The sequence below is a fragment of the Vibrio ostreicida genome, from assembly GCF_013074385.2.
GTDB classification, from domain to species: domain Bacteria; phylum Pseudomonadota; class Gammaproteobacteria; order Enterobacterales; family Vibrionaceae; genus Vibrio; species Vibrio ostreicida.
The window spans coordinates 109,850-135,115 of record NZ_JABEYA020000003.1; the positions used below are offsets into that span (position 1 = coordinate 109,850).

Consider the following 25,266-nt stretch of genomic DNA (forward strand, 5'->3'; position numbering starts at 1 on the left):
ACATAATGCGGGCTGGCTTTCGAGACTGCGCTTCAGGATGATTACACTTTAAAGCGGTCCACCAAATCGTACAGTTCATTGGCTCTTTGATTGAGATCCTGACTTCCCGCACGGTTTTCATTCGCTAATTCGGCAGATTGTGAGCTCTGATCTGAGATCACGACGATACGCTGGGAAATTTCCTGACCGACAAGGCTTTGCTCTTCGGTTGCAGTGGCAATCAAAGCGTTCATATCCATAATGGTCCCAATGGATTCCTGAATCTTAATCAGTGCCTGAGCCGCGGCGTTGGCTTCTTCAACGGTGCTTGCGCCGCGTTTTTGGCTTGACGCCATCGCCTTAACCGCATCATCTGAGGCGGCCTTCAGTTGTTCGATCATTTTGTGTATTTCACCTGTGCTGTCTTGGGTGCGGCTAGCCAATTTGCGGACTTCATCAGCGACGACAGCAAAGCCCCTGCCTTGCTCTCCGGCACGAGCCGCTTCAATGGCGGCATTGAGTGCCAGCAGGTTCGTTTGTTCTGCGATGTCCTGAATCACCTCAAGCGAAGACGAAATGTTTTGTACATCGCCTTCGAGACGCGAAATAACGTTACTGGCCTGAGCGACTTCTTGAGCCAGAGATTCCACCGATTGTGCTGCTGAATTGACAATCTCTTGTGCCTTATGAGCGCTGCTATCGGCTTCTTTGGCAGAATTGGCCGCCTGATTGGCATTATTGGAAATTTCCGATGCTGATGTAGTCATTTCGGTCATAGCGGTGGCGACTTGCTCGGTTTCCTGACGTTGTCCAGAGGCCAGTTCATCGACCTTCGCCGCCCTTCCAGACATATTGGTGGTTTCAGAGACGACCTTCTGCCCGACATCTGAAACACTTGTGATAATGGCTTGGAGACTGGAGACAAAACTATTGAAATTTTTGCTCAGAGTCGAAAACTCAGGTGCGGTAAAGTCTTCCATTCGGGCGGTCAGGTCGGCATCGCCACTGGCGAATGAGCGTATAGAGGCATCGAATAGGGTCAGTGGATTGATGATCGAACGGTTGATTGCGATGGCGAATACGGCGACCACACCAGCAATAATCGTACAGAAAACAATGATGGCCGTTAAGGTCGATTGCAATGTTTCATTGGATGTCGCTTCCATTTCAGCCACAATTGCGTCGACGTCATCGGTGTAAAAACCCGTCCCTAAAGTCACATCCCATTGAGAAATGTAAATGGAGTAGCTCAGTTTAGGTAGGGGGTGACTCTGACCGGGTTTGGGAAAGTAGTAAGTGGTGAACTCCCCTGTTTTCGCATGACGAATTAGGTCCTTAATCATGAAGTTGCCTTGCTTGTCTTGCTGGTTGATGGCGTTGTCGCCAATGCCTTTCGTGTTTTTCCCAACCAGTAGGCGGGTGCCGTCGGTGGTAAAGCCGAAGATATACCCGCTTTTCCCATATTCTAGGGCTTTCAATGTTGGCAACGCTTCTTCAAATGGGGCATTGCGTTCAAGGAAAGGAGCAACGGCTGATTTGGCCATTTGCAGATAGTTTTTTAGCTCGTCCTGCTTCATCTTCATCATATTGGCGCGTGCCAGTTGTATTTGCTCATCGTTGAGCTCATTGGTTTTGATGTATGTGAAGCCAAGCATGCCAATGGCAATGACCAAGAGGGGGACAAGAGCCAAAATATAGAGGCGGCTTTTAATCGTCAAATTCATACAATTATCCTGTAATGTCATCCTGCTAAACGGATGGTCAGGGCTGTCTGTTTTTAGAGTTTTTTATCAGGCAGGCGCGAGTGAAAGAGCTCACGTCGAAGCAAAATGTGCCAGACCGAGACCGTGTATAACCTGTTAAGGTTAGTCAATATCTCGGTGAAACACTAAATTATTGATGATTTTGTTACTTTTGGTTTTTACTTAGAGCATTGTCCAGACTGGCACTGGCGTTTTCCGGTGAGCAGCCCAGAGATCGCATAGCGGTTATTGGCAAAACGTAGATAACACCAATCCGCAATGGGGCGTATGCCTTTCCATCGTAGGGGTGCGTAGAGCCACCCCTTACCGACGAATTTCCACGCCATATAGGTGACGTCAAGGCCCAGAACAATCTGACCGTCTTTGTCTAACCCGTGCAAAATGGTCGAGGCGAGCGTGGCGTCGATCGCCGGATAGTGTTGGAAAGCGTCTGAGTGGATATCAATCAGTTGCAAACGTTGCTTTTGGTCATAGCCGGCAAGGTGTTGCATCTCTCTCACGCACAGTGGGCAGGTTCCATCGTAAAATACGGTCAGGTCAGTCATGGTCTCTTCCTTTTTTACCTTGTTGTACGAGACCAAAATGATAGAGATCAAACAGGCTAGAATGGTTGGCTTTTCGCTCGTACAGGCAAGGGGTTAAATCTCATAATAACGACGCCGATGCAATAAAAAAACAGACTCAATGACCGTCATTGAGTCTGCTAATGCCTGTTTGTTCACCAAAGGTACGACTGACGTAGAAGGTATCAGGTACGGGTTGGTGGTTATAGGGGGTTAATAGTTCGCTTGTACACTCACACCGCTAAAGCTGGTATAGCCATTAAGCATGACGTAGTAGCGACCATTTTGCGTATTGGAAACCGAGCACACCTCACTATTACCATATCGGTATGGACGGCAATCCCAAGTGCTTGTGGTTGGTTTGGCGCCAAAGCGTACGTACAAGTCGGCATCGCCGCTTCCACCTGAGGTGGTCACGGTTAGGCTCTGACCCGCAGTCACATCAATATAGTAGTGATTTTGCTGACCTTGAGAACCACTGATTCCTGTCACAGGAGTACCGTTAGTCAGCTCTCCCTGTGGGTCTGGTGTTGGAGTATCGCAGTCTGGTTCACAACCACTGTCCGTTTGGCTATAGAGTAACTTATTGACGGTGCCTCGTGTGTCATTCACCTTGTCCACACTGGCACGATCACTGATGAGTGTCGAGACTTGTGCTGGAGACAATGCGTTATTTTCTTGCAGGTACAGTGCTGCGACACCCGCCACATGTGGTGCTGCCATGGACGTGCCGCTGATGGTGCGGTAGCCGCCGTCATACCAAGCCGATTTGATGCTTGATCCTGGAGCAAACACATCAACACAGCTTCCCCAGTTAGAAAAACTTGAGCGGCTGTCGCTGCTTGTGGTTGAACCTACGGTCACCCCAGTTGCTTCGCGTGCCGGTGAGGAGTTACAGGCATCGGCATTAGAGTTGCCTGCTGCGAGAGTAAAGCTGACACCAGATTGGACAGCGCTCGCGACAGCGCGATCAAGGGCAGTGGACACGCCGCCACCTAAACTCATATTGGCGACAGAAGGTCCGCTTGCATTCGCCGCGACCCAGTCGACGCCGCCAATGACACCGGATGTTGAACCTGATCCACTACAACTCAATACTCGAACCCCGACAATGTTAACGTTTTTGGCGACCCCGTATTGAGCACCACCAATGGTGCCTGCCACATGAGTACCATGACCGTTACAATCACTCGCATCACTATCATTGTCGACAAAGTCATAACCAGAGGTAGAGCGGCCGCCGAACTCGACATGCGTATTCGTCACCCCGGTGTCGATGACGTAAGCCGTAACGCCAGTTCCATCGTAGTTGTAGTTGTAACTGTTATTTAGGGGTAAGTTGCGTTGGTCAATCCGGTCTAGGCCCCACACCGCATTACTTTGATTGGCATCGGTCGAGAGCACAGGATCTAAGGTAATGATCTTGTCTTGTTCAATAAAATCGACTTGTTGATCATTACGTAGAGCTTCGAGCTGTTGATCCGTCAGCTTAGCGACAAAACCATTGAGAGAGTGATCGAAGACTTTTTCTATATTCAGGGCATGTTCGCTGGCAAGACTCGATACGGTTTGCTGAGTAAAGCGCTGTAACGCATCCGCGTCCGTACTGAGTGTCATTGGCTGCTTCAAAACCACAATATATTGGTTTTCGATTCCTTGTTTTTCTGGGGCCGTCACTAAAGGAGCCAGAGTTTGTTGTGCTAACGCCGCAGAGGAAACGATAGATAGAGTCGAGGCGATACAACAACTTAAGATTTTTTTTAACATGTCTTCTTCCTTTGAAGGTAAAAAAGATGATTGAATATTGCCTACTACAAACAACAAGCACGCTAAGATGATTCCCTGTGTCACAACAGGGTGCGTACTGCTCTACCGCTCCGGTTGCCACTCACTGTATTCTGCATCGTTGCAGTCGTCTTGAGTGAACACAAAGCTGACATCCGCGAATGAATTTTTATTGCTAAGAGAAAATATGCACATATGCATATTATTGCATTTGTTAATCTTTGTTGTGTGGCAAAAATGAGATCAATTTATAGAATTAAGTGAAAACTAAGTAAGTTGGTCTCTATATTTCTGGAATGAATGTCAAGTTTTAGGCTTTTTACTCTATCAATATCACGAGATATGCTAGAGCGGTACTGGAATAGGAAAGGGCGTTTTATGCAGGAAAAATGCCTGTCCAAGGGGGCAGGCATGGAGTGATTAGGGTTAAAGTTTAAAGGTATCAACCAGTTCGTAGAGTGTATTGGCTTGTTGGTTGAGCTCCTGACTGCCTGCGCGATTTTGATTGGCTAACTGTGCTGATTGCGCGCTCTGATCAGAAATTAAGACAATGCGTTGGGAGATTTCCTGCCCGACCAAACTCTGCTGTTCTGTTGCGGTCGCAATGAGCGCATTCATATCCATAATCGTGCCGATCGATGCCTGAATTTGTACTAGAGCCTGCGCGGCCTCATTGGCCTCTTCGACTGTGCTTTCTCCACGTTGCTGGCTCGATAGCATCGCTTGCACGGCTTCATCGGAGGCGGCTTTGAGTTCTTCGATCATTTGATTGATGTCCCCGGTGCTGGATTGAGTGCGGCTGGCTAACTGGCGAACCTCGTCAGCAACGACGGCGAAGCCTCGCCCTTGTTCACCCGCCCGAGCCGCTTCTATGGCCGCATTCAAGGCGAGCAAGTTGGTTTGTTCGGCGATTGCCTGTATGACTTGTAACGAAGAAGAAATGTTTTGTACCCCGCTTTCAAGACGCAGAATAACCTGACTCGCTTGAGCGACTTCTTGTGCCAGTAATTTCACCGATTCCACCGCAGTATTGACGATGACTTGTGCATTTTTGGCATGGTCATCGGCTTGTCTGGCGGAAGTGGCCGCCTGACTGGCGTTATTGGAAATTTCTGATGAAGAGGTGGTCATTTCTGTCATGGCCGTGGCGACTTGTTCGGTTTCCTCTCGTTGATTGGTCGCCAGTTCATCCACTTGGGCGGCTCTGGATGACATATCGCTTGTCTCAGAGACAACCTGTTGACCCACCTCACTGACGTTGCGGATAATGGTATGAAGATGGGACACAAAGCGATTAAAGTGATGACTGAGTCGAGAGAATTCCGGCGCGGTGAAATCTTCCATGCGGGCGGTCAGGTCGGCATCGCCGCTGGCAAATGAATGGATGGAGGCATCAAAAATCTCAAGGGGTTTGAGAATGGTACGATTGATGGCGAATGTGCCGATGGCAACCAGCCCAGCGATGATGATGCAATAGGACATAATCGCAGTAATGTTGGACTGTAATTCGGCTAAAGCGTCCGCTTCCATCTCGGCAACTCGGGCATCAATATCATCGGTGTAGAAACCCGTGCCTATCATAAGATCCCATTCAGGGATAAACACAGAATAGCTCAGCTTAGGTAGTGCTTGCGTCTCTCCGAGTTTAGGGAAGTAGTACGTTGTAAATGTATCGGTTTTGGCATTGCGAATCAGGTCCTGAATCAGGTAGTTACCCTGCTTATCTTCAAGAAGCCAATAGTTGTTGCCAACCCCAGTGGATGTATTGCCCTGTATGAGCCTGACGCCTTTGGAATCATAGCCGAAGATATAGCCATTTTTACCATACTGAAGGGCTTTCAGTGCGGGCGCGGCTTCATCGAGGCTTGCGCCTTTAGCCAAAAACGGCGCTATTGCTGATCTGGCCATTTGTACATAGTTTTTTAACTCCGCTTTTTTCATGTCCATCATGTTTGAGCGAGTGAGTTCGACTTGCCGCTGATTAAATTCCATCGTTTTTATGTACGTGACACCGAGTGTACCCAATGCGATCACCAACAATGGGACAAGCGACAGTATGTAAAGGCGACTTCTAATAGTGAGATTCACACACCTCTCCTTATTCAAAATTAGGGGCCACCGCAACATAATCAGAAGTGACTCAGTTCATTGGGGGCCATTCTTAATAACGATACGTTTGTATCAATGGGTTTTGCCAACCTTTTAACTACGTCAGTATTGAGATTCGCAATGTATGTGCTTGATTTCATAAGTATCATACCTGATTGGCTTTTAAATCACTGATACTTATATGAGCGAAATGAACGTTTTTTAATTAATTTGGGAGCAAAGTTACACCACTTGAAAAAGATAAGGTGTGTATGGGGGAATCCATTGGCTATTTTTTATTATAAATTATCCGAATGTCGGTTATTGGTGTGAAGGGTTGGACAGGCGAATGCGAATTTCACGGGCTAAAATTAGGGCAGAGAGTCAGCTTGTGCTAAACTCGCCGCCCTTTTCTGTTTCAATGAGATGAATACCATGAGCTTTAAGCAAGAACTTCAAAATCTTCACAACCGACGGGATACCTGTGAGCGCAAACTGAATGCAGCAAAAGCCCGTGGTGATCAGGAGATGGTGACGAAGTTTACCGACGAAATTGACAAGTTGGGCAAAAAGATTCATGCGATGAAAAGTAAGCAGAAATACGACATGAGTAAGGAGCGAAAAAGCCTGCTCGATATGCCTTTCTCACGTGAAATCACCAACGCTGAGCAAGCGGATATTGGTAAACTGAAGAAGTCGGTTAAGGGCTTGGTCTTGGTCCATCCTATGACTAAGCTGGGGAAAGAACTCAATCTCAAAACAATGAAAGGGTTTGCCCCCAAGCCTTTCTAGGTTTGGCAAAGATCTCAAGAAAAAGCGCCAATCGGCGCTTTTTTTTATTGGATATCCAGTTTATTCAGTAAAGAAGGATAGCCCCAGCCATCTTTACCCTCGACGACATTTTCACCTGTGAGATATTGATAAAGAGTCGGGGCTAGAGAGCCATTTTCCTCCGCCGTCAGTGGATGAGGTTGACGACCGATTGGTGCGCCCCAAAAGCCCAGAAAGGCATCTTTCTCTAAATAGCTTTCACCGGCATGTCGCCCGGGTACTTTTGTGTTGTACCCAATGCCTTCTCTAGGAAAAAGATTGATGGTTCCTGCTGTTGGTTCCGCGTACAAGTTTGCCAGTTGAACGACAGAGTCTGGCCTGGGTGTGTAGCGAGTCAGTTCACGCCATTGTTCGCTTGTGCACCAGCTCTGTGGATCATGTTTATCGGCTTTCTCAACACACTGAGTGACTAAATCGGCAAAAATCTCAAGTTGGTTAGGATCGGGTTTGGTTAAGTAGGGGTTGAGTGACTGAACCTCAAGTAGAGGGGGGGCATTGCTGACTCCAATCTCGTAGAAAAAGCGGTTGCCTTCTTTTGTGATCCATTCATCAACACGCTGCCCGTTGCGCTGGGCAACCAGTCTGATCTTGCATTGGGATTCCGTGCAGGCTTGTTCCCTTACAACGAGATAGTCAAGGCTGTCTTTGAGAGCATGAATAGACTCGGCAATGATGTCGAGACTTTCGTTATCAGGGGCATTAATAGGTTGCCATTGGGCCAGCTCTGAATAAATCGGTTGAATTGCCCAGCCAGTGTGTGCATTGAACATATCCATCATGAAATTGCCGCCAGCCGTTGAGGCGACCACCACGTCGATACCGCGATTACTGGGGTACTGCAAAGCATTGGTGATTTTAGGGCCTTCGCCTTCGTCAGATGAAATCTTTTTGATAACCAGTGGGTAGTCAAGCTTAGTAGCTAAAGCCCCAAAAATCGCTTTTTCAGGGTTGAGTGTCGAATAGACGGGTGACAAGCCATGATCGCCGGCCATTCCCCACAGCGTTTTCCGATAAATACCGGCGGTCTGATAGGTTTGTTCTATTTGACGAATCCAGTAATCAAGCCGGTTTAGTTCCCCAGTCGGCATGATAATTTCATCGCTGAATGGGCCGACAAAGTGGGCGAAATGGTCCGGCCATGGGTTATAAATCAAGGTATAATCGGGCATGCCTTGGCCGTCTAGTTCTGCATAGTGTTTAATGTCCTGCTTTATTTTCCACTTACGGGTCAGCTTGGTATAGAAGGACCAAAACGGAATCGCCTGATAGTCGCGAATGTTGTCAATCAAGGACTGCCGGAATCGATGCAACTTGATTTCAACGTTTGCTCGTTCCTGAAGTTCTCTCAGGCAGCGCTTTTCCCCAAAATCTCTTAACGTCTCGCCGGCTCCCAAATTCACCAAACCATCAAAGGTAGTATGGGCATTCCAGTCATACTGGGCGTTGCAGTTCAGTGTTTTGAGGTGGACCAAGCGATCAAACATGGTCTGAACTCGATTTTTTTGTATCAGTCTATCAAGCTGAAGCGCATCATTACCGAAGAAGTAGTAGGCTCTGTCCTCATTGCGATCAACAAAATGGAAGTTGGGTATACCAGTGCCTTGGTCACCGGATACTTTCGCGCCAGTTTTTATAATGGGTAAGTTTCTGACACTGATCGTCGGAGTTGATGAGATACCCACTTGAGTGAGGGTGGGGGCGTAGTTTTGATAGAGTTGCTTGAAAAAGGGCAGGTAGTTGGGGTCTTGGTAGCTCTGCTCGGCCAACACCTGCAAAAATCGGGTTGACTGGACATGTTCGGGCTTCCCTGTAGCGACGGAGGAATTGAGTTTAGCGCGGTCGATATGTTGCTGATAAGCCTGTTTAATAAAGGGTTTATTGGTATTGACCAAGCCAGCCATCAAACCTTGTTGGAGCCCATCGACGGTGATTTGTACCGCAAAACGACGTTCTTGCTGTGACTGGAGAAAATCAAGGGCTTGTTGGGGGCGGTCAACGAACGCTTTTTTCAGCCACTGATTAAGCGTTTGGGCTCTTTCATCTTGATAGATAAATTGTCGGTAGGCTTTGAGGACATTGAGCCGAACAAAATCGATTAAGGTGATCGTCAACGCTTGTGCTTTATTGTTTGGCTGACTGGCTCGTGCTGGTGTCCCGTCAGCGACAATTCCCATCAAGGCTTGCTTCATTTCACCTTGTTCCATGCCCGATGCGGCTTGTTTGATGATATTGACGACGAGAGGTTGAACCTTGGCCACCAGCGCCAAATCCTGCTCACTTTGCGTTAGATAAGTGTATTGTTCAGGTAAATGGTCAAGGTTTTGCCATTCGCCAATTTGGACCAACGCATCATACAGCGTCACCATCGTGGCGATAAACTGACGATCAATTTTAATGCCTTCTTGATGCGCTTGATCTTTTGCATGTTGCTTCGGCGCGGTATCGATAGACTCTGAAACTTGAAATAGCGTATGCTCAAAGCCAGTCAGCACCTCTGTGTCATACACGGTCTTTAGATAGGCTTTAAATTGATCTTGGTTACCGACTCCGGTGTAACGGTCATAAAATTGGTGGAGAAAGTACCCAAGGGGAATCGCATAACTTGGATCGGCAACTTGGCCCATGACTCGCAGTTTTGTGGCGTTATCGAGTGGTAAGGTCAAGAGGTAAGTTTCGAGTGTCATTCCACCAATAGTGAATAAGGTCATATCTCGGGCAAAGCGTGTCGAATACGACAACGACGCGGTGATCTGGTTTTTCAGCACTTGGGTCGAATTGAATACACCGCCAATGACCGGTACTTCGCCGATCTGTGCATACGCGGGCATGCAGGCTGTGACGCTTGCCAATAGTGCCGCAGTCACCCGTTTTTTCTTAAGCCAGCCCATTACTGTTATCTCATTCATTATATTAAGAATGACAATTGTGGCAGCCTTAACGTTAAGTGCAAGAGCTTAACCAGCAAAGTGATTAAGTGATGATGGGAGAATGTGATTTTGCCCGCACTCAGGGCTCATTCAGTCAACAGAGCTAACGAGATGAAGCCGTAGATTTACAATGTAAATTTATTCAGCGTGGTGGACATATTATCGAAGTTTGGGCATTCTTTATTGCATAACACAACAGTGCATCGTCTTATCGTGGAGCCAGTCGATGGCGTCATCAACCATACAAATCAAGGAACCGTAGTATGAACAATGGAAACCTTAGTGTCATCCCGATAACCCCACAGCACGATGCCGCAATATATGACATCATCCATCAAGTTGGGAAAGAGTACGGGGCGGTTGGTGAAGGATTTGGTCCATCGGACGCGGAAGTTGAAGCCATGAGCCATTACTACCGAGCTGAACATCGCAGTTTGTATTTGGTGGCGTTACTGGATGGTGAGGTTGTTGGCGGGTGTGGTATCGCACCTTTCGGTGATGATGGCAAAATCTGTGAGTTGAAAAAATTGTTTTTGCTGGCGCAAAGCCGTGGGTTAGGGTTGGGTAGAACGCTGACCCAATCTTGCCTGACGTTTGCTCGAGAGCAGGGTTTTGAACGATGCTATCTCGATACCTTGTCCACCATGTCGGCTGCGGTCAAGCTCTATGAAGGTCTGGGCTTTGAGCACCTGAGTGCGCCACTAGAAGGGACGATACACGGTGGTTGTGATGTCTGGATGCACAAAGCGCTATAGTCTGTCAGCATGGCGTGATCATCGTTTAAACCCGTCCAGCTGTGCTTGGGTCTGGCGTCGAATCAGTTTCGCCAGATCCAACGCCCTGACGAGCAGGGCGGTATTCAAGGAAGCTTGACTCAGTGCTGAGAGTCGTCGGGTAAGACATAACCGACGGGCGGTTGGACCGACTTATAGCGGATGGTTTCGACAGGGCCGATGTAGCCTTCATCAGGATTGGTGATGCCACGGTCAAGCAGAAACGATTGAGTAAATTCACCATAATATCCAGAAGGATCAATAGTATATTCCATGACCTTTTGTCCAGTTCCGGCGTTGGCTAAATACTTACGAGGGCTGTTCCACGTTTTCCCATCAAGATTGGTCGTCAGCTTAATATCGATCAGAACGGCATCACACAAAGGGGTGACTTCTTGGTAGTTCGTTGGCCAGCCAGCTCCGCCAGTTGTTTCAGGGTACTTTGCCCAATCTCCACCTTTCATTGGACACGCGCCTCCGCCTGAAAACTCGGCTCGATTCGGGTGATGGACCCCATACAGTTTTGTGCCTGCCGCTCGGGTATAATTGGCACCGTGGTGAGGGCGTTGTAAATAAAATCTAGGTTGGTGTGTGACCACGCTTTTCGCCTGTACGCCTTTCTCTGTTAAAGCATCAAAATACTCACCGTCTGGGCGTATGTAGGAAAAATCATCATTATTGTGATTGTTAAACACTGCGGTCAGGAAAAGATGTTTTTCATTAAAAAAGGGCCTTTCGACGAGATAAAACTCGGCGCGAGTTTTGTTGAGATCAACCGCCTGCCAGTCAACTTCGTCTGAGCTACCCGTGTTGGCCCAAACATTCGCGTCTTCAAAAAGGTTGAGTCTAAGGACATTGGTGTAATTTTCTCGGATGTCCAACCCAGCGCGCTTTCCAAGCGGGCCGACTTGATTCGCAGCTGGCTGGGCAAAGGCGAACGCCATGGCTTTTTGAGCGTAAGGGTACTGGTGGCCCGACATGGTGCAGTACCACATCGGTAAATCGATGGGGGGATGATCGTGGTAGCGTTGCTGGTATTTTGGGTGATAGATGGACAGGTCAACAAACTGCAAATAGCCAGAGCTGTCTGTTTGTTCTGAGGGGAATTTGTACCCTGACCAGCTTTCATCAGTGAGATAATGGCTGTAGTCGTTTTTCAGTATCGACAATACAGCCGCATCGTTGACATCCGTATCTTGTGATAAGCCCGTGATGCCGGACCGACGGTACTCTCGGACTACCCCATTTTCCTGAACGCGCCACAATCCGTGTTTCCCTTCCCCGATCATGGTAAAGACTTGCTCTGCTACCGACACAAACCGATAGGTATCATTAGTGCTCATGTAGCCAGAATAAAAGGGCAGATGAGGGATTTTTGAATGTGTTTCAACAGGGCGAGGAGAGAGGTTACTGGTGTAATAAAAAGGGTCGCCTTGGGTTAAATCACTGAGGTTAATATTGGCAGTCTCCAACATTTTCATCATGGGGACACTGCATTTTCCCGATTGTGGAGGTTGACCTGCTCCGAGCACCCACGTAGGCGCAACACCGAATAGAGTGATGGCAATAAGCCAAAATGTATTTTTCACTAAGTTCTCCATTGATTGCCTAAACCATCGCTCATTATGACCACGTCGGTCATGATTGATGGAATGTAATATGTCATAAACAATATAATTGAATAAACACCAAAAAATAGAACCTCCAAAAGGGGAAGTCCTTGTTTAATTTTGATTTTCTGGGCTTTTTTAATGAAAAGTCAGACGAATAGCAATAGGGTATAAATTAATAATAGTTATATAAAAATATTATTAAATGATGCAATAGTGCGTTGAATTAAGAATGAATGTAGAGAAAAAATGGCTGACAGAGGGACGAGGAATGGCTCTTGCAAAGGCGTCAACCTATCGGCCAGAGCGAAGGTCGTCGCACTGGCCGATAGGTATTCTGCCCTCTGGAAGGTTTAGTGGTTCATGAGTTGAAGTAAACTGGCGGCGGTTGTGATGGCTTCTTTACGGTTGGCAATATTGAGTTTTTGATAAAGATTGCGGATGTGAGTTTTAATGGTGGTGCCAGCGACATCGAGCTCTTGAGCGATTTGCTCATTACTAAAGCCTGAATAAATCAGGCCCAGTACCTGCCATTCACGTTGGGTCAACGGACTGGTACGGACCAGTTCTGGGATGTTTGGGTGATTGACCAGCTTCTCGACAAATTCTTCATCAAAGTGTATCGATCGACTGCGTTGAGTGGTTGAAATATCCCTCAGCAGCTGATTAGCGCGATGACGTTCCAAATCACTTAACTGATTGTGGTTTAGCAGCCGTTCAATGATGGGCGCCACCTTGTTACCTTCAACGAGAAAATTACCTAAGATACCGGTCTGATTCGTCAGCTCTAGTGCTTGTTTTAAGAGTAATCCCGCACGGCCAGCATCGTTTTGTGCTGTCGCAAGTACTGCTTCAACAATTAGGTTGCGGTTGTTGTCCGTGACGAGTGCATTGTCGCTGGCCTGTTTTTGTAAGAAGTCGAGGGTTGCGCTCGCTTTATCCCACAACCCAAGGTTAATCTGTGCACGGGCAATATTACGCCACTGCAATTGCGTAAAGTGGTTACACGCTTCGTGGGGGCGTTGGGTGGTGGTAAGCCATTGTTGAATTGCATCCAGATCACCTCGTGCCTGCCAAAACAGGATCAGTGATAGCGATGCATTGGCTGTCCAATCGACGTGATAGGAAGATTGCTTCATCAGATCCGTGATCTGAGCGATAAACTTATGGGCTTTATCCAGTTCTCCACGGCCAACCGCAATACGTGCCAGCATTGAGTAGCTATGTAAGTGCTTACTAGGGCTATGATTACCGAGGACATCGAGCCCCTTATAAGCGCATTCTTCGGCTTCATCTAAACGATTCCAGCACCAGAGAATTTGTGCACGAACCCGAAGAAGAAACTCGTGCATGGGGACTTGATGCAACTGCTGTTCATCAACCAGTTTGAAGGCCGTTTCCTGCACATCAAAAGCGGCTTGAACGTAGCCCTGAGCGATCAGGATCTCGCTTTGTTGAAGCATGGCCCATAAAGCTTGGTGGTAAATTTGGTATTGCCGAGCCAACTTTTCGGTTTGTTGCATCATGGGTAAAGCGCGGCTTAAATGACCGAGCACGTGGTTCACTTCTCCGACAACTGAGGTGGCGATGATACGACTGCGATAAGCGGTGCTGTCGAGTTGGCTGAGGGCAATTTCCGCTAGATCCAGTGCCTTTTCAGGTTCGTTTTGATTGATGGCCACCTGTGCGCGAAGGGCATTGAATTCCCCTTGTTGGGTTGTCGAAAGCGTCACGTGAAAATTTGTCATCTGTTGATCAGCTTTAAGGAGTAAATCCCCGACATCATTGTACCTGTGCTGGCTTTGTGCCAGCCAAGCTTGAAGCATGCACAGCTTAGGTTCGCCATAGAGCTGCTGTGGTTGAAGCATGTTGATCGCTTGCTCGACGGTTTGCAGTCCGCCACTGTTGAACATTCTCCAGCCATATTGACTCAGTATCTCAGCAATCAGGGGTCGATTGTTGGCGTTTTGTGCATGACGTAGGGCCTGATGTGGGGAAGAAAGCGTTAGCCAAGCCTGAGCGGCGGATTGTTGCAAATCCTGCTCTTGCTGGGGAATGCGAGCTGATCGCTCATGAGCAAGAAATTCGGCAAATAAATTATGGAAACGAAACCAGTTCTGTTCCCCTTCAAGGGGGTGAATAAACAAGCCGTAACGATTGAGAGACTCTAGTCTACTCAAGGCATCCTCGCGTTGAGTGATTATGCCAGCGAGAGTATCGTTGAAATGATCCAACACCGAACACTGCAACAAAAACAAGCGAGTGTCCTGATCAAGCAGATCGAACACTTCCTCGACCAGATAGTCCCATAAATGAGCATGATTTAAATGTGAGAATGATTCGGCCGATTGGGCGAGAGTCTTATGTTGATGCTCGGCCTGCAAGGCGATCAGTTGCAGAGCAGAAGGCCATCCCTCGACATATTGCCTAAGGTTATCAGCCATCCGGTCATCAATACCTTCTGTCACACGTTGATTAAAGAAACGCGTGGTTTCTTCTGTGTCGAATGCCAGCAAATCGTGACCAATTTCAATCATCAAATCCCGCACTCTCAAGTTGGCTGTACCTAATGGTGGCGTGGCGCGGCTGGTAACGACCAACGTCAGGTTATCTGGTATGTGTTTGAGGAAAAATCGCAGCGCTTCGTGAATATCGTCGTTGGCGATAAGGTGATAATCATCGAGAACCAAATAGCATTCTTGAGCAAATTGGGCAATTTCAGTAAACACTTCGCTAAACAAGGAATGAAGTGATGAAAACTGCCGCTTTTCTGCCAGTTTTTGAGCATTTGGGCAGGCGTTATCGGTGGCTTTATTCAGGGCCAACAGCAGGTAGTTGATAAAACGAAAAGAATCATTATCGGTTTCATCAATACTATACCACCCCACATAAGGCTTATTGGCCAACCACTGGGCGGCCATGGTTGTTTTGCCATAACCGGCAGGTGAGCGATAGAGAACTAACTTATAGCAAGGCGCTTGCTGCAATAGATCAAGAACCCTCGGACGGATAATCGCATTGTGCAGCCGTCCCGGACGGGTGAGTTTCGAAGGAATCCACATCTTCTGTTCCCTGTACTGGCGTTCTCCAAGATCGGTGTGACTCAGAGTGTATTGATAAAGTTCGGTCAACTCGAAATTAATGACAGGGATGTTACTTGAGAAGCCGCGCTAGAGTTATGGATCAAATGCTATACTTTCGCGCGATTCACATTTTGCTCCGGACTACGCCCCCATTTTGTGAAATAAATCACCTTTAACTATGTACCAACGTCGATGTTGGGAATGTTTTGCACCAAAATCGATGAAATGCGTGAACGAATTTCTATCAACATGTGATCTGTTATGCATATTGATCAATTGGGCGCGCAAATGTGCACCTTGTCTCTCTCTATCGGCGCTAAGGTAAAATCAGCGGATGATGTGATCTTTATCGACAGAGATAGGTTGATGCTGAATTGATCTGAGAGTTGGCTCACTGAAGTGGTGAATGCCCCCATCTACGCCCTATGCTCTCCTCCTGATCCGAGATGATTACAGGAGGATGTTTTGACTATCGTGTAGATGCACGATATGTCGCAGATGGATTAAACCGAACAAGAGAGATTTCTCCAATGAAGCCGACTCAACAGCAACAATTCGATAAGGTGTCCTTCCAGCAAAGTGTGAAAAAGCATCTGACGGCAACCTATGCGACAACAGTCGAAAAAGCCAATGGCCGTTCATGGTACTTAGCGATGGGGCGTGCACTCGCTGAATTGACCACGTTTGACATGCTGCAAACTGAACAGGATGAAAAAATACACAACGCGAAAAGCGTCAACTATCTGTCTTTGGAGTTTTTGATAGGTCGTCTGACCGGCAATAATTTGATCAGCCTAGGTTTGTACGAATCGATAACACAAGCCATGGCCGAAATGGGGCAGAATCTCACCGATTTGTTAGAAGAAGAACGCGACCCTTCTTTGGGCAATGGTGGCCTTGGTCGTTTGGCCGCTTGTTTTATGGACTCGTTAGCCGCTCAGGAATTTCCAACGGTTGGTTACGGCCTGCATTACGAATATGGGTTGTTTAAGCAATCTTTTGATCAAGGCCACCAACAAGAAGCACCGGACGCTTGGTGTGGTGTAGAAGGCTACCCATGGGAAATTGCCCGTCCTGAATTGGCTCAAGAAATTGGGTTTTATGGCCATGTTGAGGTCTACCAACACGAAGGCAAAGAGAAACGACGTTGGGTACCGGGTATGTCGGTTAAAGCGATGCCGTGGGATATCCCTATTGTTGGCTATCAATCGGATACCGTTTACCCACTGCGTCTTTGGGAATGTCAGGCGATCGCCCCTTTCTCTCTCGCAAGTTTTAACAATGGTGATTATTTTGAGGCGCAGCACGCGCTGATTGACGCGGGTAACATTACTAAGGTGTTGTACCCGAACGACAATCATGAAAAAGGCAAAACCCTGCGCCTGATGCAGCAATATTTCCACTCGGCCGCCTCAGTACGGGATATTTTGCGTCGCCATGAGCAGGCGGGTCATACGTTAGCTTCCTTACCCAACTACGAAACGATTCAACTGAATGATACTCACCCGAGCATCGCCATCCCCGAGTTAATGCGTGTTTTGATCGATGAGAAAGGCTTAGGTTGGGATGAAGCATGGAAAATCTGCTCGACAACGTTTGCTTACACGAACCACACCTTGTTGCCAGAAGCGCTTGAAACATGGAGTGAATCGTTGATCGAACGTTTGCTGCCGCGCCACATGGAAATAATATATCAAATCAATCACTTATTTCTTAAAGAGGTCCGAGCCAAGTGGCCAGGAGATGTGGCAAAACAACAGAAACTGTCGATCATTGAAGAGGGCTTTCACCGCATGGTACGGATGGCCAATTTGTGTGTGATTGGCTCTTATGCGGTGAATGGAGTTGCGGCCCTGCACTCTGAGTTGGTGAAGCGAGATCTGTTCCCTGAATTTGATGCTTTGTATCCTTCACGACTGCAAAATGTCACTAACGGGATTACGCCCCGCCGTTGGCTAAAATTCTGTAACCCACAGCTTTCAGACTTGATCACCGACAAGCTCGGTAATGATTGGCCAGCAAACTTAAGCCTGTTAGAGCAGCTGACGCAATTTGCCGACGATCAAAGCTTCCAAAACGACTTTATGGCGGTTAAGAAGCACAACAAACAGCGGCTGGCTGATTGGGTGAAACAGACTCTCAATATTGATTTGGATACTGAGGCTATCTTTGATGTTCAGATCAAGCGTTTGCATGAATACAAACGCCAGCACTTGAATATGCTGCATATTTTGTCTCTGTACCATCGTTTACTGAATGATCCTGATTTCAGCATGGTGCCCAGAGTGGTGTTTTTTGCGGCGAAAGCGGCGCCGGGTTACCACTTAGCCAAAGAGATTATTTACGCGATCAATAAGATTGCCGAGAAGGTAAACAACGATCCGAGGATCGGTAACAAGCTGAAGGTGGTTTTTATTCCTGACTACCGCGTTAGTATGGCGGAGATTATTATTCCTGCCGCGGATGTGTCTGAGCAAATCTCTACCGCGGGTAAAGAAGCGTCTGGGACAGGAAACATGAAGATGGCGCTCAACGGAGCATTAACCATCGGGACCATGGATGGCGCTAACGTTGAAATTCGCGAAGAAGTTGGCGACAACAACATTTATATTTTTGGTCTTGATGTTGATGGCGTTGAGGCGCTGCGTGGACAAGGTTACAACCCATTTGATTATTATCATGCCGATCCGCTTTTGAAGGCGTCCCTTGATCTGCTGTTAGACGACGAATTTACCCCAGGAGAGCCCGGTAAATTGAGAGCGACCTACGACAGCCTATTAGATGGTGGCGATCCTTATTTATGTCTGGCCGATTTTGCTTCTTATGTGACCGCGCATGAGGCTATGGATAAGCAGTATCGTGACTCATCGGGATGGGCGAAGAAAGCGATTTTGAATACCGCTTTGATGGGTAAGTTCAGCTCAGATCGGTCGATTCGAGATTACGTCAACAATATATGGAAATTAGAAGCGGTCAAACGCTGAAGTTGCTAGAGACCGTCGAGGTGTCGACCTCGGCGGTTTTAGCGAACCACCCTACATGTGAAGGCATCAAGCCCTTCGGAGAAAGCGATGAAACAAAATAATGCCTTAAAACAAGTCGCTGCAATGGCAAAAATTGCTGACCGCTACGTGAGCGCGTGGGGCGATGAAACAGACGTCGATGACGACACCATGCGTTATCTGCTTAAGTCATTGGGATACGATACGACCAACGATGAAACGTTGCTCCAATCGGCTCAGAAAAAACATAAAAAAGACGTGGTGGATCCAGTTCGGGTCGTGAAAGATGGAGAGCCGGTGGAAATCTCGCTGTATCTGGGCACCAGTGCTCGCGAAAGTGAGTTTAGCTGGCGACTGGATATGGAACAGGGCAAGGTTTTAGAAGGTTATCTTCAATCACAAATCGTCAGGGATGAACGCCAAGAGGGGGGGCCGTTAGTGTTTGCACTGCCCAAGGATCTTGAATGGGGCTATCATACACTCACGATTCGCCGAAAGCGTCGCAAATTCCCTTATGTGATGCACCTGATTATCACGCCGCAGTCTTGTTATAAGCAACCAGCGATCGAGCAGGGTAAAAAAATGTGGGGGCCAAGTGTGCAGTTGTATACGCTACGCACTCAGCACAACTGGGGGATAGGAGATTTTGGCGATCTCAAACAGTTGGTCGCGGACATTGCCTCACGTGGCGGGGATTTTGTCGGCCTCAATCCCATTCATTCTTTGTTCACTGCTAACCCAGAAGGTGCGAGTCCGTATAGCCCCTCATCACGTCAGTGGTTAAATCTTCTTTATATCGACGTCAGTTCGGTGCCTGAGTTTGCCCTCAGTACTGAAGCCCAGCAGCTCGTCGGCAGCGCCGATTTTCAGCAGCGTTTGCAGCAAGCTCGGCAAACGCATTGGGTCAATTATTCTGAGGTCGCGGAGCTAAAATTTAGCGTGCTGCCGCTTTTGTTTGAGGAATTTAAAAAACGCCATCTCGACAACCAAACCGAACGTGCCGACGCGTTTTTAGCGTTTGTTGAAAACGGTGCAGACAGCTTGATGCATCAGGCAACGTTTGATGCCTTGCATACCGCGTTACATCAAGAAGACTCAAGCATTTGGGGATGGCCCGTTTTTCCTGAACCGTACCGCCGTTTTAGCAACCCAGCGGTGAATGAGTTTATTGCGCAAAACCCTCATCAGGTGCATATGTACTTGTACTTTCAATGGATTGCCGACACTCAGATCCAAGAAGTTCAGTCACTGGCGGAAGAAAAAGGCATGGCGGTCGGCTTGTATCGTGATCTGGCCGTGGGGGTGGCGAATTCCGGCGCAGAGACTTGGGCCGATCAAGGCAACCTCGTTATGGAAGCTAGCATCGGTGCGCCGCCTGACGTTCTGGGCCCATTGGGCCAAAACTGGGGATTACCCCCCTTGAACCCGCAGGTATTAGAGCAAACGGGTTACGAGGCGTTTATTAAATTGTTACAGGCCAACATGAAGCATTGTGGTGCCCTGAGAATTGATCATGTTTTGGGTTTGCTCCGTCTTTGGTGGATACCCAATGGAGAAAGCGCCACGAAAGGAGCGTACGTGTACTACCCCGTTGACGATATGTTGGCGATTCTGGCTTTAGAGTCACATCGTCACCAGTGCAGCGTGATAGGTGAGGATCTCGGGACCGTCCCTGACGAAATTGTGGGCATCTTGAGTGATGCGGGGATTCATTCCTACAAGGTGTTTTTCTTTGAAACGTCGCCACAAGACGGCGGGTATATTTCTCCGGCCCACTACACTGAACAATCAATGGCGGCGCTGTGTACACACGACATGCCGACCTTACGAGGTTTCTGGCATTGTGATGATCTTAAAATGGGGCGTGAACTGGGCTTGTACCCAGACTCGCAACAACTGGAAACGCTGTTTTCCGACCGTTTAGCCTGTAAGCAGGGCATCCTTGACTCTGTGGCTTGGCATGGTTATTTACCCGAAGGCGTTGGGCGGGATGCCCAATATGTGCCAATGGACGCCTACCTTGCTCAGGCGCTGCAATTGCATGTGGCGGCTGGCGCGTCCACCTTGCTCAGTGTCCAGCTTGAGGATTGGTTGGAAATGGATCAGCCCGTCAATATTCCGGGTACGGTTGAAGAATACCCTAACTGGCGACGTAAACTGTCGATGAATCTCGATGAAGTCTTCGCCCATCAAGGTGTGAATCGCATTGCCAGTCAACTGACTGCGGCTCGGGCTAAGGTCAGTAAATAGTGAGGCACCCTAGAAGTCTCGGCGGCATCACTCTATGTGAACACGTAATTCGATAGACTTTTGGGCTGCTTTGGAGCTCGCCGTGGCTGGTGGGCTTTTGTTTCACCGCCTCCGCTCTAATGGCCGGAAACGGTCGGAGTATGATTAAGTGGGCAAGGCGACGTCGCCTAGCTCACTTCATCTTGGCGGCTTCGCTGGTCAGCAGCGGTGAATTTTGCGCAAAGTTAGGTTAGGGAGAGAATCACTTGAAAGTGACGACACGAGATAAAAAAGCCACGCAGTATCAAAAGCTTGAACACGCTTCATTTTCCGACCCATTCTCATTTATTGGCCCATTTATTAATGCCAAAGAAGGTGCGCTCAGGGTATGGATGCCGGGAGCCGATAAGGTTGAACTGGTGATTGAAGGAGAGGTGCGGATTGCCCTTGAAAGGGAACAAGATTCCGGTTTTATCCTCAAGCAGGCTCGGGATCTGACATCGATTCACTATCAATTGGCGGTCAACTGGGCGGGCACAGAACAATTGATCGACGATCCCTACCAATACCATACTATTTATGCTGAATACGACGATCTCCATACCCCGAAACAAATGTATCAACATATGGGGGCACAATTCATCACATTGGAACGAGGTGATCAACAGGTTAACGGGACGCGTTTTCTGGTTTTTGCCCCCCATGCTTCGTCAGTTAGTCTGATTGGTGAGTTCAATCAATGGGACGGGCGGCGTACGCCGATGCAACGTTTAGATTACGGTATCTGGGGGATTTTCATCCCCAACCTCGACGAAGGTTCTCAATACAAGTTTGAGCTTAAAGGCCCCAATGGAGAGGGAGTGGCCCATAAAGCGGACCCATGGGGTAGCCATGCAGAGCAATACCCCTCGTTTGCCTCGTTGACCTATGATCACCGCCGTTATCAATGGCAAGATCACTCTTGGCAGCAACGTCCCCTCACTGAAAAGCGTAAACAAGCGTTATCCTTCTATGAATTGCATGTGGGCTCTTGGCGTCGCGATGAGCATGGCCATTTTCTTAATTACCGTGAACTTGCAGAACAGCTTGTCCCATATCTGGTCGACATGGGTTACACCCATGTTGAGTTGATGCCAGTATCGGAACACCCCTTTTATGGCTCGTGGGGGTATCAGCCTGTTGGCCTGTTTGCACCAACCAGCCGTTTTGGCAGCCCTGATGACTTTAAGTATTTTGTTGATCAGTGCCACCAAGCGGGGTTGGGCGTTGTGTTGGACTGGGTACCTGCCCACTTCCCCTCTGATGACCACGGTTTAGCCAACTTTGATGGCACGCCCTTGTACCATGATCCTGACCCGCGCAGAGGCTGGCATCAGGACTGGAACTCCTACATTTACGATCTCGGGCGTGAACATGTGCGTCGTTTTCTGGTGGCCAATGCGCTGTACTGGTTTGAACAATTCCATATTGATGGGATTCGAGTGGATGCGGTGGCGTCTATGCTGTATCTCGATTACTCGCGTAGCCACGATCAGTGGATACCCAACGTTGACGGGGGCAATGAAAACTACGACGCGATCGCCACCCTAAAATGGATGAATGAAGAAGTGTACAAATACTTCCCTAATGCGATGACCATTGCCGAAGAGTCGACTGCATTTCCTGGTGTGTCCTCTCCGACCTTTGTGGGAGGGCTCGGCTTTGGTTTTAAATGGAACATGGGCTGGATGCATGATTCCTTAACCTACATTCGACAAGACCCAGTGCACAGGCAATATCATCACAATACCCTGACTTTTCCTTTGATGTACGCACACAGTGAAAACTATGTTCTGCCGCTGTCGCATGATGAAGTGGTGTACGGTAAAGCCTCAATTCATAACAAGATGCCGGGTGATGAATGGCAACAAACGGCGAACTTACGGACTTATTTGGGTTATATGTACGGGCAGCCCGGTAAAAAACTCAATTTTATGGGCACGGAATTCGGTCAAACGGCGGAATGGAATCATGACGATCAATTACAGTGGTTCTTACTGGAATTTGAACGTCATCAAGGGGTGCTCTTGCTTAACCGGGATTTAAACAAATTGTACAGCAAAGAGCCTGCTTTACATGAACTTGACTGCGAACCCCGTGGTTTCGAATGGCGTTTACAGGATGCAGAACAAGCGTCGATCTTGGCACACGAGCGCCTGAGTGAAAAGGGCGAACGTATACTTGTGATCAGCAATTTTACCCCAGTGCCTCACGATGATTTTCGTTTGGGCGTCCCGCTTGCGGGAGATTACGAGCTGTTGCTCAACACGGACGCTAAAGATTATCACGGCAGCGGTTATGCGGTGACAACAAACCCCGTGACCCAAGAGGTTGCCAGTGAAAACCAGCCGCAATCGCTGCACCTTAGCTTACCACCATTATCTACCTTGTTTTACAAATTGAAGTAAGCTCAATCGAGACGACCAAGGGCAGCTTCGGAGCTGCCCTTTTTGATCCTGCCCCGCCATCGGTGACCGTTTTGGGTTGACGGAATAACCCATTCCAGATCACGACGACGATAAGGGTCGTCTTAGCTTGCCGAAATGTTCCTGATGATGCATGCGGGTTTGTGTTTCGTTGATGAATCATGGTCAGATTCTATCGAACTGATTGTCAAAACGCCGCTCAGTGCCAATAGTGACACTTTACTCGCCCATGGGCTGGCGGGCTGTGCTATCGCGCTGAAAAAACTCCATCATTTCCTCCCCTTGGCGGTTTTTTTTCAACTAAATTGTAAGTAGGTGAAATTTTCTAACTGATTTGTCTATCTTGTAAACCATGGCGATTAGATAAAGGCCGTGGATATCGACGGGGCTAAACGAGTCGCATTGAACGTTACAGAAGTAAGCTGAGGTCAAGATGGAAGTAGCACACCAGATTCAAACATGGTTATACGCGGGACAGCCGTCCATTACCATGTTGTTTGTTGGCATCATCTTGCTCTCGTATCTGCTTGAAGACCTTGCCATTGTTACCGCGGCGACGTTGGCAGTTCAGGATCTTATGCCAGCAAGTGTTGCTCTCATGGCCATTTTTGTTGGTATTGCGACGGGAGACCTTGGTTTGTATTTATTGGGAAAACTCGCACAACGTCTACGATTTTTACGTTATCGACTGTTTCAGTATCAACGCGTCAGGCAGGTCAAAAAGAAGCTCCACCAACGCGCATTTGTGACCTTGTTTGTTGTCCGGTTTATCCCCGGTTTGCGTACGGTCGGTTTTACACTGAGTGGGTTTCTTGATGTGCCCGTGATGCGTTTTTTGGTCGCTGTCATGGGGGCGACTGCTCTTTGGACCGCTCTTATTTTTGGGTCCTTCTATCAACTGGGCAGTGCTGCTTGGTTGCAGCAAAGCCCATTTAGTTGGTTGCTGATACCAGCGGGGCTAGGTCTGATGTGGCTGCTGAATAAAATGATTAGAAAAACCTTTTTAAGAGGTACTTATGACACAGCTCGATAAGATTGACATGATTCCTCAGGGCAAAGTGAATGCAGGGATGCCTGTGCTACGGGCGCCGAAACGCGTCATTTCTCCGTTTGAATTCTTGCCTGCATGGTTTGTGTATGCCCCCGTGGTGTTACAGAGTGTGGCCTTGAGTGTCTATCACCGAGACTGGGCACTACCTCTGATTGCCAACCCAGCCATTAAGCTCAGTGGAATGGTCGGAGAGTCTAAAGATGAGATTTTTCGCGCCGCAGGGGACACCGCGCGTCAATGGATCCTTCCCTTTATTACCTTAGAAAAGCCGGCTAATGATCACTCAGCCCTGTTTGAACAAGCCCTGAAGCAGTTAAAGCAGAACCACCTTTGTTACCCCTTGGTCGCTAAGCCCGACTTGGGGTGTCGCGGGGTAGGAGTGAAGCTGATCAATAGCGATCAGCAGCTACAAGATTACATCGCAGACTTTCCCTCTGACGGTCGATTTCTGATTCAGGAGCGCTCCAACTACTGTGCTGAAGCGGGTGTTTTTTATGTCCGACAGCCGGGAGAATCGCAGGGCAAAATTATATCAATTACGCTTAAATATTCCCCGAAAGTGGTGGGGGATGGTCATGCGACACTGAAACAATTAATCGAGCGTTGCCCGCGGGCAGGTCAATTGCAACATCTGTATCTGCCTCGTCATTATGAGCATTTGGACAGAGTGATCGGCAAAGGGGACGAATTTCAATTGGCATTTGCGGGCAGCCATTCACGTGGGTGTATTTTTCGTGATGGTAATCAATTCATTACGGAAAGTTTAGCACGCAAATTGGATCAAATTCTCGGTGAGTTTGAAGGCTTTCATTATGGGCGACTGGACGTTAAGTTTCATGATATCCAATCCTTCATGCGTGGTGAGTCGTTCGATATTCTCGAAATTAATGGCGCCAGCAGTGAAGCGGCGCACATCTGGGATAGTGATACGACGCTGCCGCATATCTTCAGTACCTTACTCAAACAGTATCGTCTCCTTTATCAAATTGGTTCAAAACACAAACAACAAGGCTACCAAACGCCTTCTCTGCGCGCGTTAATGCAGGCGTGGCGAGAGGAAAAGTTGCTAACACAGCTTTACCCGATGACCGACTAATCTGCTCTGTTGAGGAACAAT

14 protein-coding genes are annotated in these 25,266 nt (G+C 48.1%); 7 read left to right on the plus strand and 7 right to left on the minus strand.

What is annotated here, in order from left to right:
• Positions 1–41: 41 nt before the first annotated feature.
• The 4 genes from HLM86_RS07490 to HLM86_RS07505 all read right to left on the minus strand — a co-directional run bounded on the left by HLM86_RS07490 (position 42) and on the right by HLM86_RS07505 (position 6,178).
• Positions 42–1,703, minus strand: coding sequence for a methyl-accepting chemotaxis protein (locus tag HLM86_RS07490; protein ID WP_076588314.1), 1,662 nt, complete (start codon positions 1,701–1,703; stop codon positions 42–44).
• Positions 1,704–1,900: 197 nt separating this feature from the next.
• The gene (locus tag HLM86_RS07495; protein WP_076588316.1) at positions 1,901–2,287 is read right to left on the minus strand and encodes a thiol-disulfide oxidoreductase DCC family protein; all 387 of its coding nucleotides are present in this window, start codon (positions 2,285–2,287) and stop codon (positions 1,901–1,903) included.
• A 231-nt stretch (positions 2,288–2,518) separates the two neighbouring features.
• Positions 2,519–4,072 (minus strand): S8 family peptidase, encoded by a 1,554-nt coding sequence (locus HLM86_RS07500; protein WP_076588318.1) that lies wholly within the window; start codon positions 4,070–4,072, stop codon positions 2,519–2,521.
• 444 nt (positions 4,073–4,516) lie between these two features.
• Positions 4,517–6,178 carry a methyl-accepting chemotaxis protein gene (locus HLM86_RS07505; protein ID WP_076588320.1) on the minus strand — a complete coding sequence of 554 codons (1,662 nt, stop codon included), beginning with the start codon at positions 6,176–6,178 and terminating at the stop codon, positions 4,517–4,519.
• Positions 6,179–6,613: 435 nt separating this feature from the next.
• On the opposite strand from HLM86_RS07505, the gene HLM86_RS07510 reads away from it, so the two are divergent.
• Positions 6,614–6,970 (plus strand): YibL family ribosome-associated protein, encoded by a 357-nt coding sequence (locus HLM86_RS07510; RefSeq protein ID WP_076588322.1) that lies wholly within the window; start codon positions 6,614–6,616, stop codon positions 6,968–6,970.
• A 44-nt stretch (positions 6,971–7,014) separates the two neighbouring features.
• Here the strand turns inward: HLM86_RS07510 and HLM86_RS07515 are convergent, their stop codons facing one another.
• Complete coding sequence (locus HLM86_RS07515; protein WP_076588324.1) at positions 7,015–9,897, minus strand: alkaline phosphatase family protein; 2,883 nt, start codon at positions 9,895–9,897, stop codon at positions 7,015–7,017.
• Between the two features lie 302 nt (positions 9,898–10,199).
• On the opposite strand from HLM86_RS07515, the gene HLM86_RS07520 reads away from it, so the two are divergent.
• Complete coding sequence (locus HLM86_RS07520; protein WP_076588326.1) at positions 10,200–10,691, plus strand: GNAT family N-acetyltransferase; 492 nt, start codon at positions 10,200–10,202, stop codon at positions 10,689–10,691.
• Positions 10,692–10,810: 119 nt separating this feature from the next.
• On the opposite strand, the gene HLM86_RS07525 is transcribed toward HLM86_RS07520, so the two are convergent.
• Complete coding sequence (locus tag HLM86_RS07525) at positions 10,811–12,298, minus strand: hypothetical protein (RefSeq protein ID WP_076588328.1); 1,488 nt, start codon at positions 12,296–12,298, stop codon at positions 10,811–10,813.
• Between the two features lie 374 nt (positions 12,299–12,672).
• Positions 12,673–15,381, minus strand: a complete 2,709-nt coding sequence (gene malT / locus HLM86_RS07530) for an HTH-type transcriptional regulator MalT (protein WP_076588330.1) — start codon at positions 15,379–15,381, stop codon at positions 12,673–12,675.
• A 551-nt stretch (positions 15,382–15,932) separates the two neighbouring features.
• Here malT and HLM86_RS07535 point away from each other — a divergent pair.
• The 5 genes from HLM86_RS07535 to HLM86_RS07560 all read left to right on the plus strand — a co-directional run bounded on the left by HLM86_RS07535 (position 15,933) and on the right by HLM86_RS07560 (position 25,245).
• Entirely contained in the window at positions 15,933–18,386 is a 2,454-nt protein-coding gene (locus tag HLM86_RS07535; protein ID WP_076588332.1) for a glycogen/starch/alpha-glucan phosphorylase, read from the plus strand.
• Positions 18,387–18,473: 87 nt separating this feature from the next.
• On the plus strand, positions 18,474–20,654 hold the full coding sequence (gene malQ, locus HLM86_RS07540; RefSeq protein ID WP_076588334.1) for a 4-alpha-glucanotransferase: 2,181 nt from the start codon (positions 18,474–18,476) through the stop codon (positions 20,652–20,654).
• A 245-nt stretch (positions 20,655–20,899) separates the two neighbouring features.
• Positions 20,900–23,080 carry a 1,4-alpha-glucan branching protein GlgB gene (gene glgB, locus HLM86_RS07545; RefSeq protein WP_170882514.1) on the plus strand — a complete coding sequence of 727 codons (2,181 nt, stop codon included), beginning with the start codon at positions 20,900–20,902 and terminating at the stop codon, positions 23,078–23,080.
• Positions 23,081–23,531: 451 nt separating this feature from the next.
• Positions 23,532–24,131, plus strand: a complete 600-nt coding sequence (locus tag HLM86_RS07555; protein WP_170882515.1) for a DedA family protein — start codon at positions 23,532–23,534, stop codon at positions 24,129–24,131.
• Positions 24,115–25,245, plus strand: a complete 1,131-nt coding sequence (locus HLM86_RS07560) for an ATP-grasp domain-containing protein (RefSeq protein WP_076588343.1) — start codon at positions 24,115–24,117, stop codon at positions 25,243–25,245. The genes HLM86_RS07555 and HLM86_RS07560 overlap by 17 nt, the downstream gene beginning before the upstream one ends.
• The last annotated feature ends 21 nt before the right edge of the window (positions 25,246–25,266 follow it).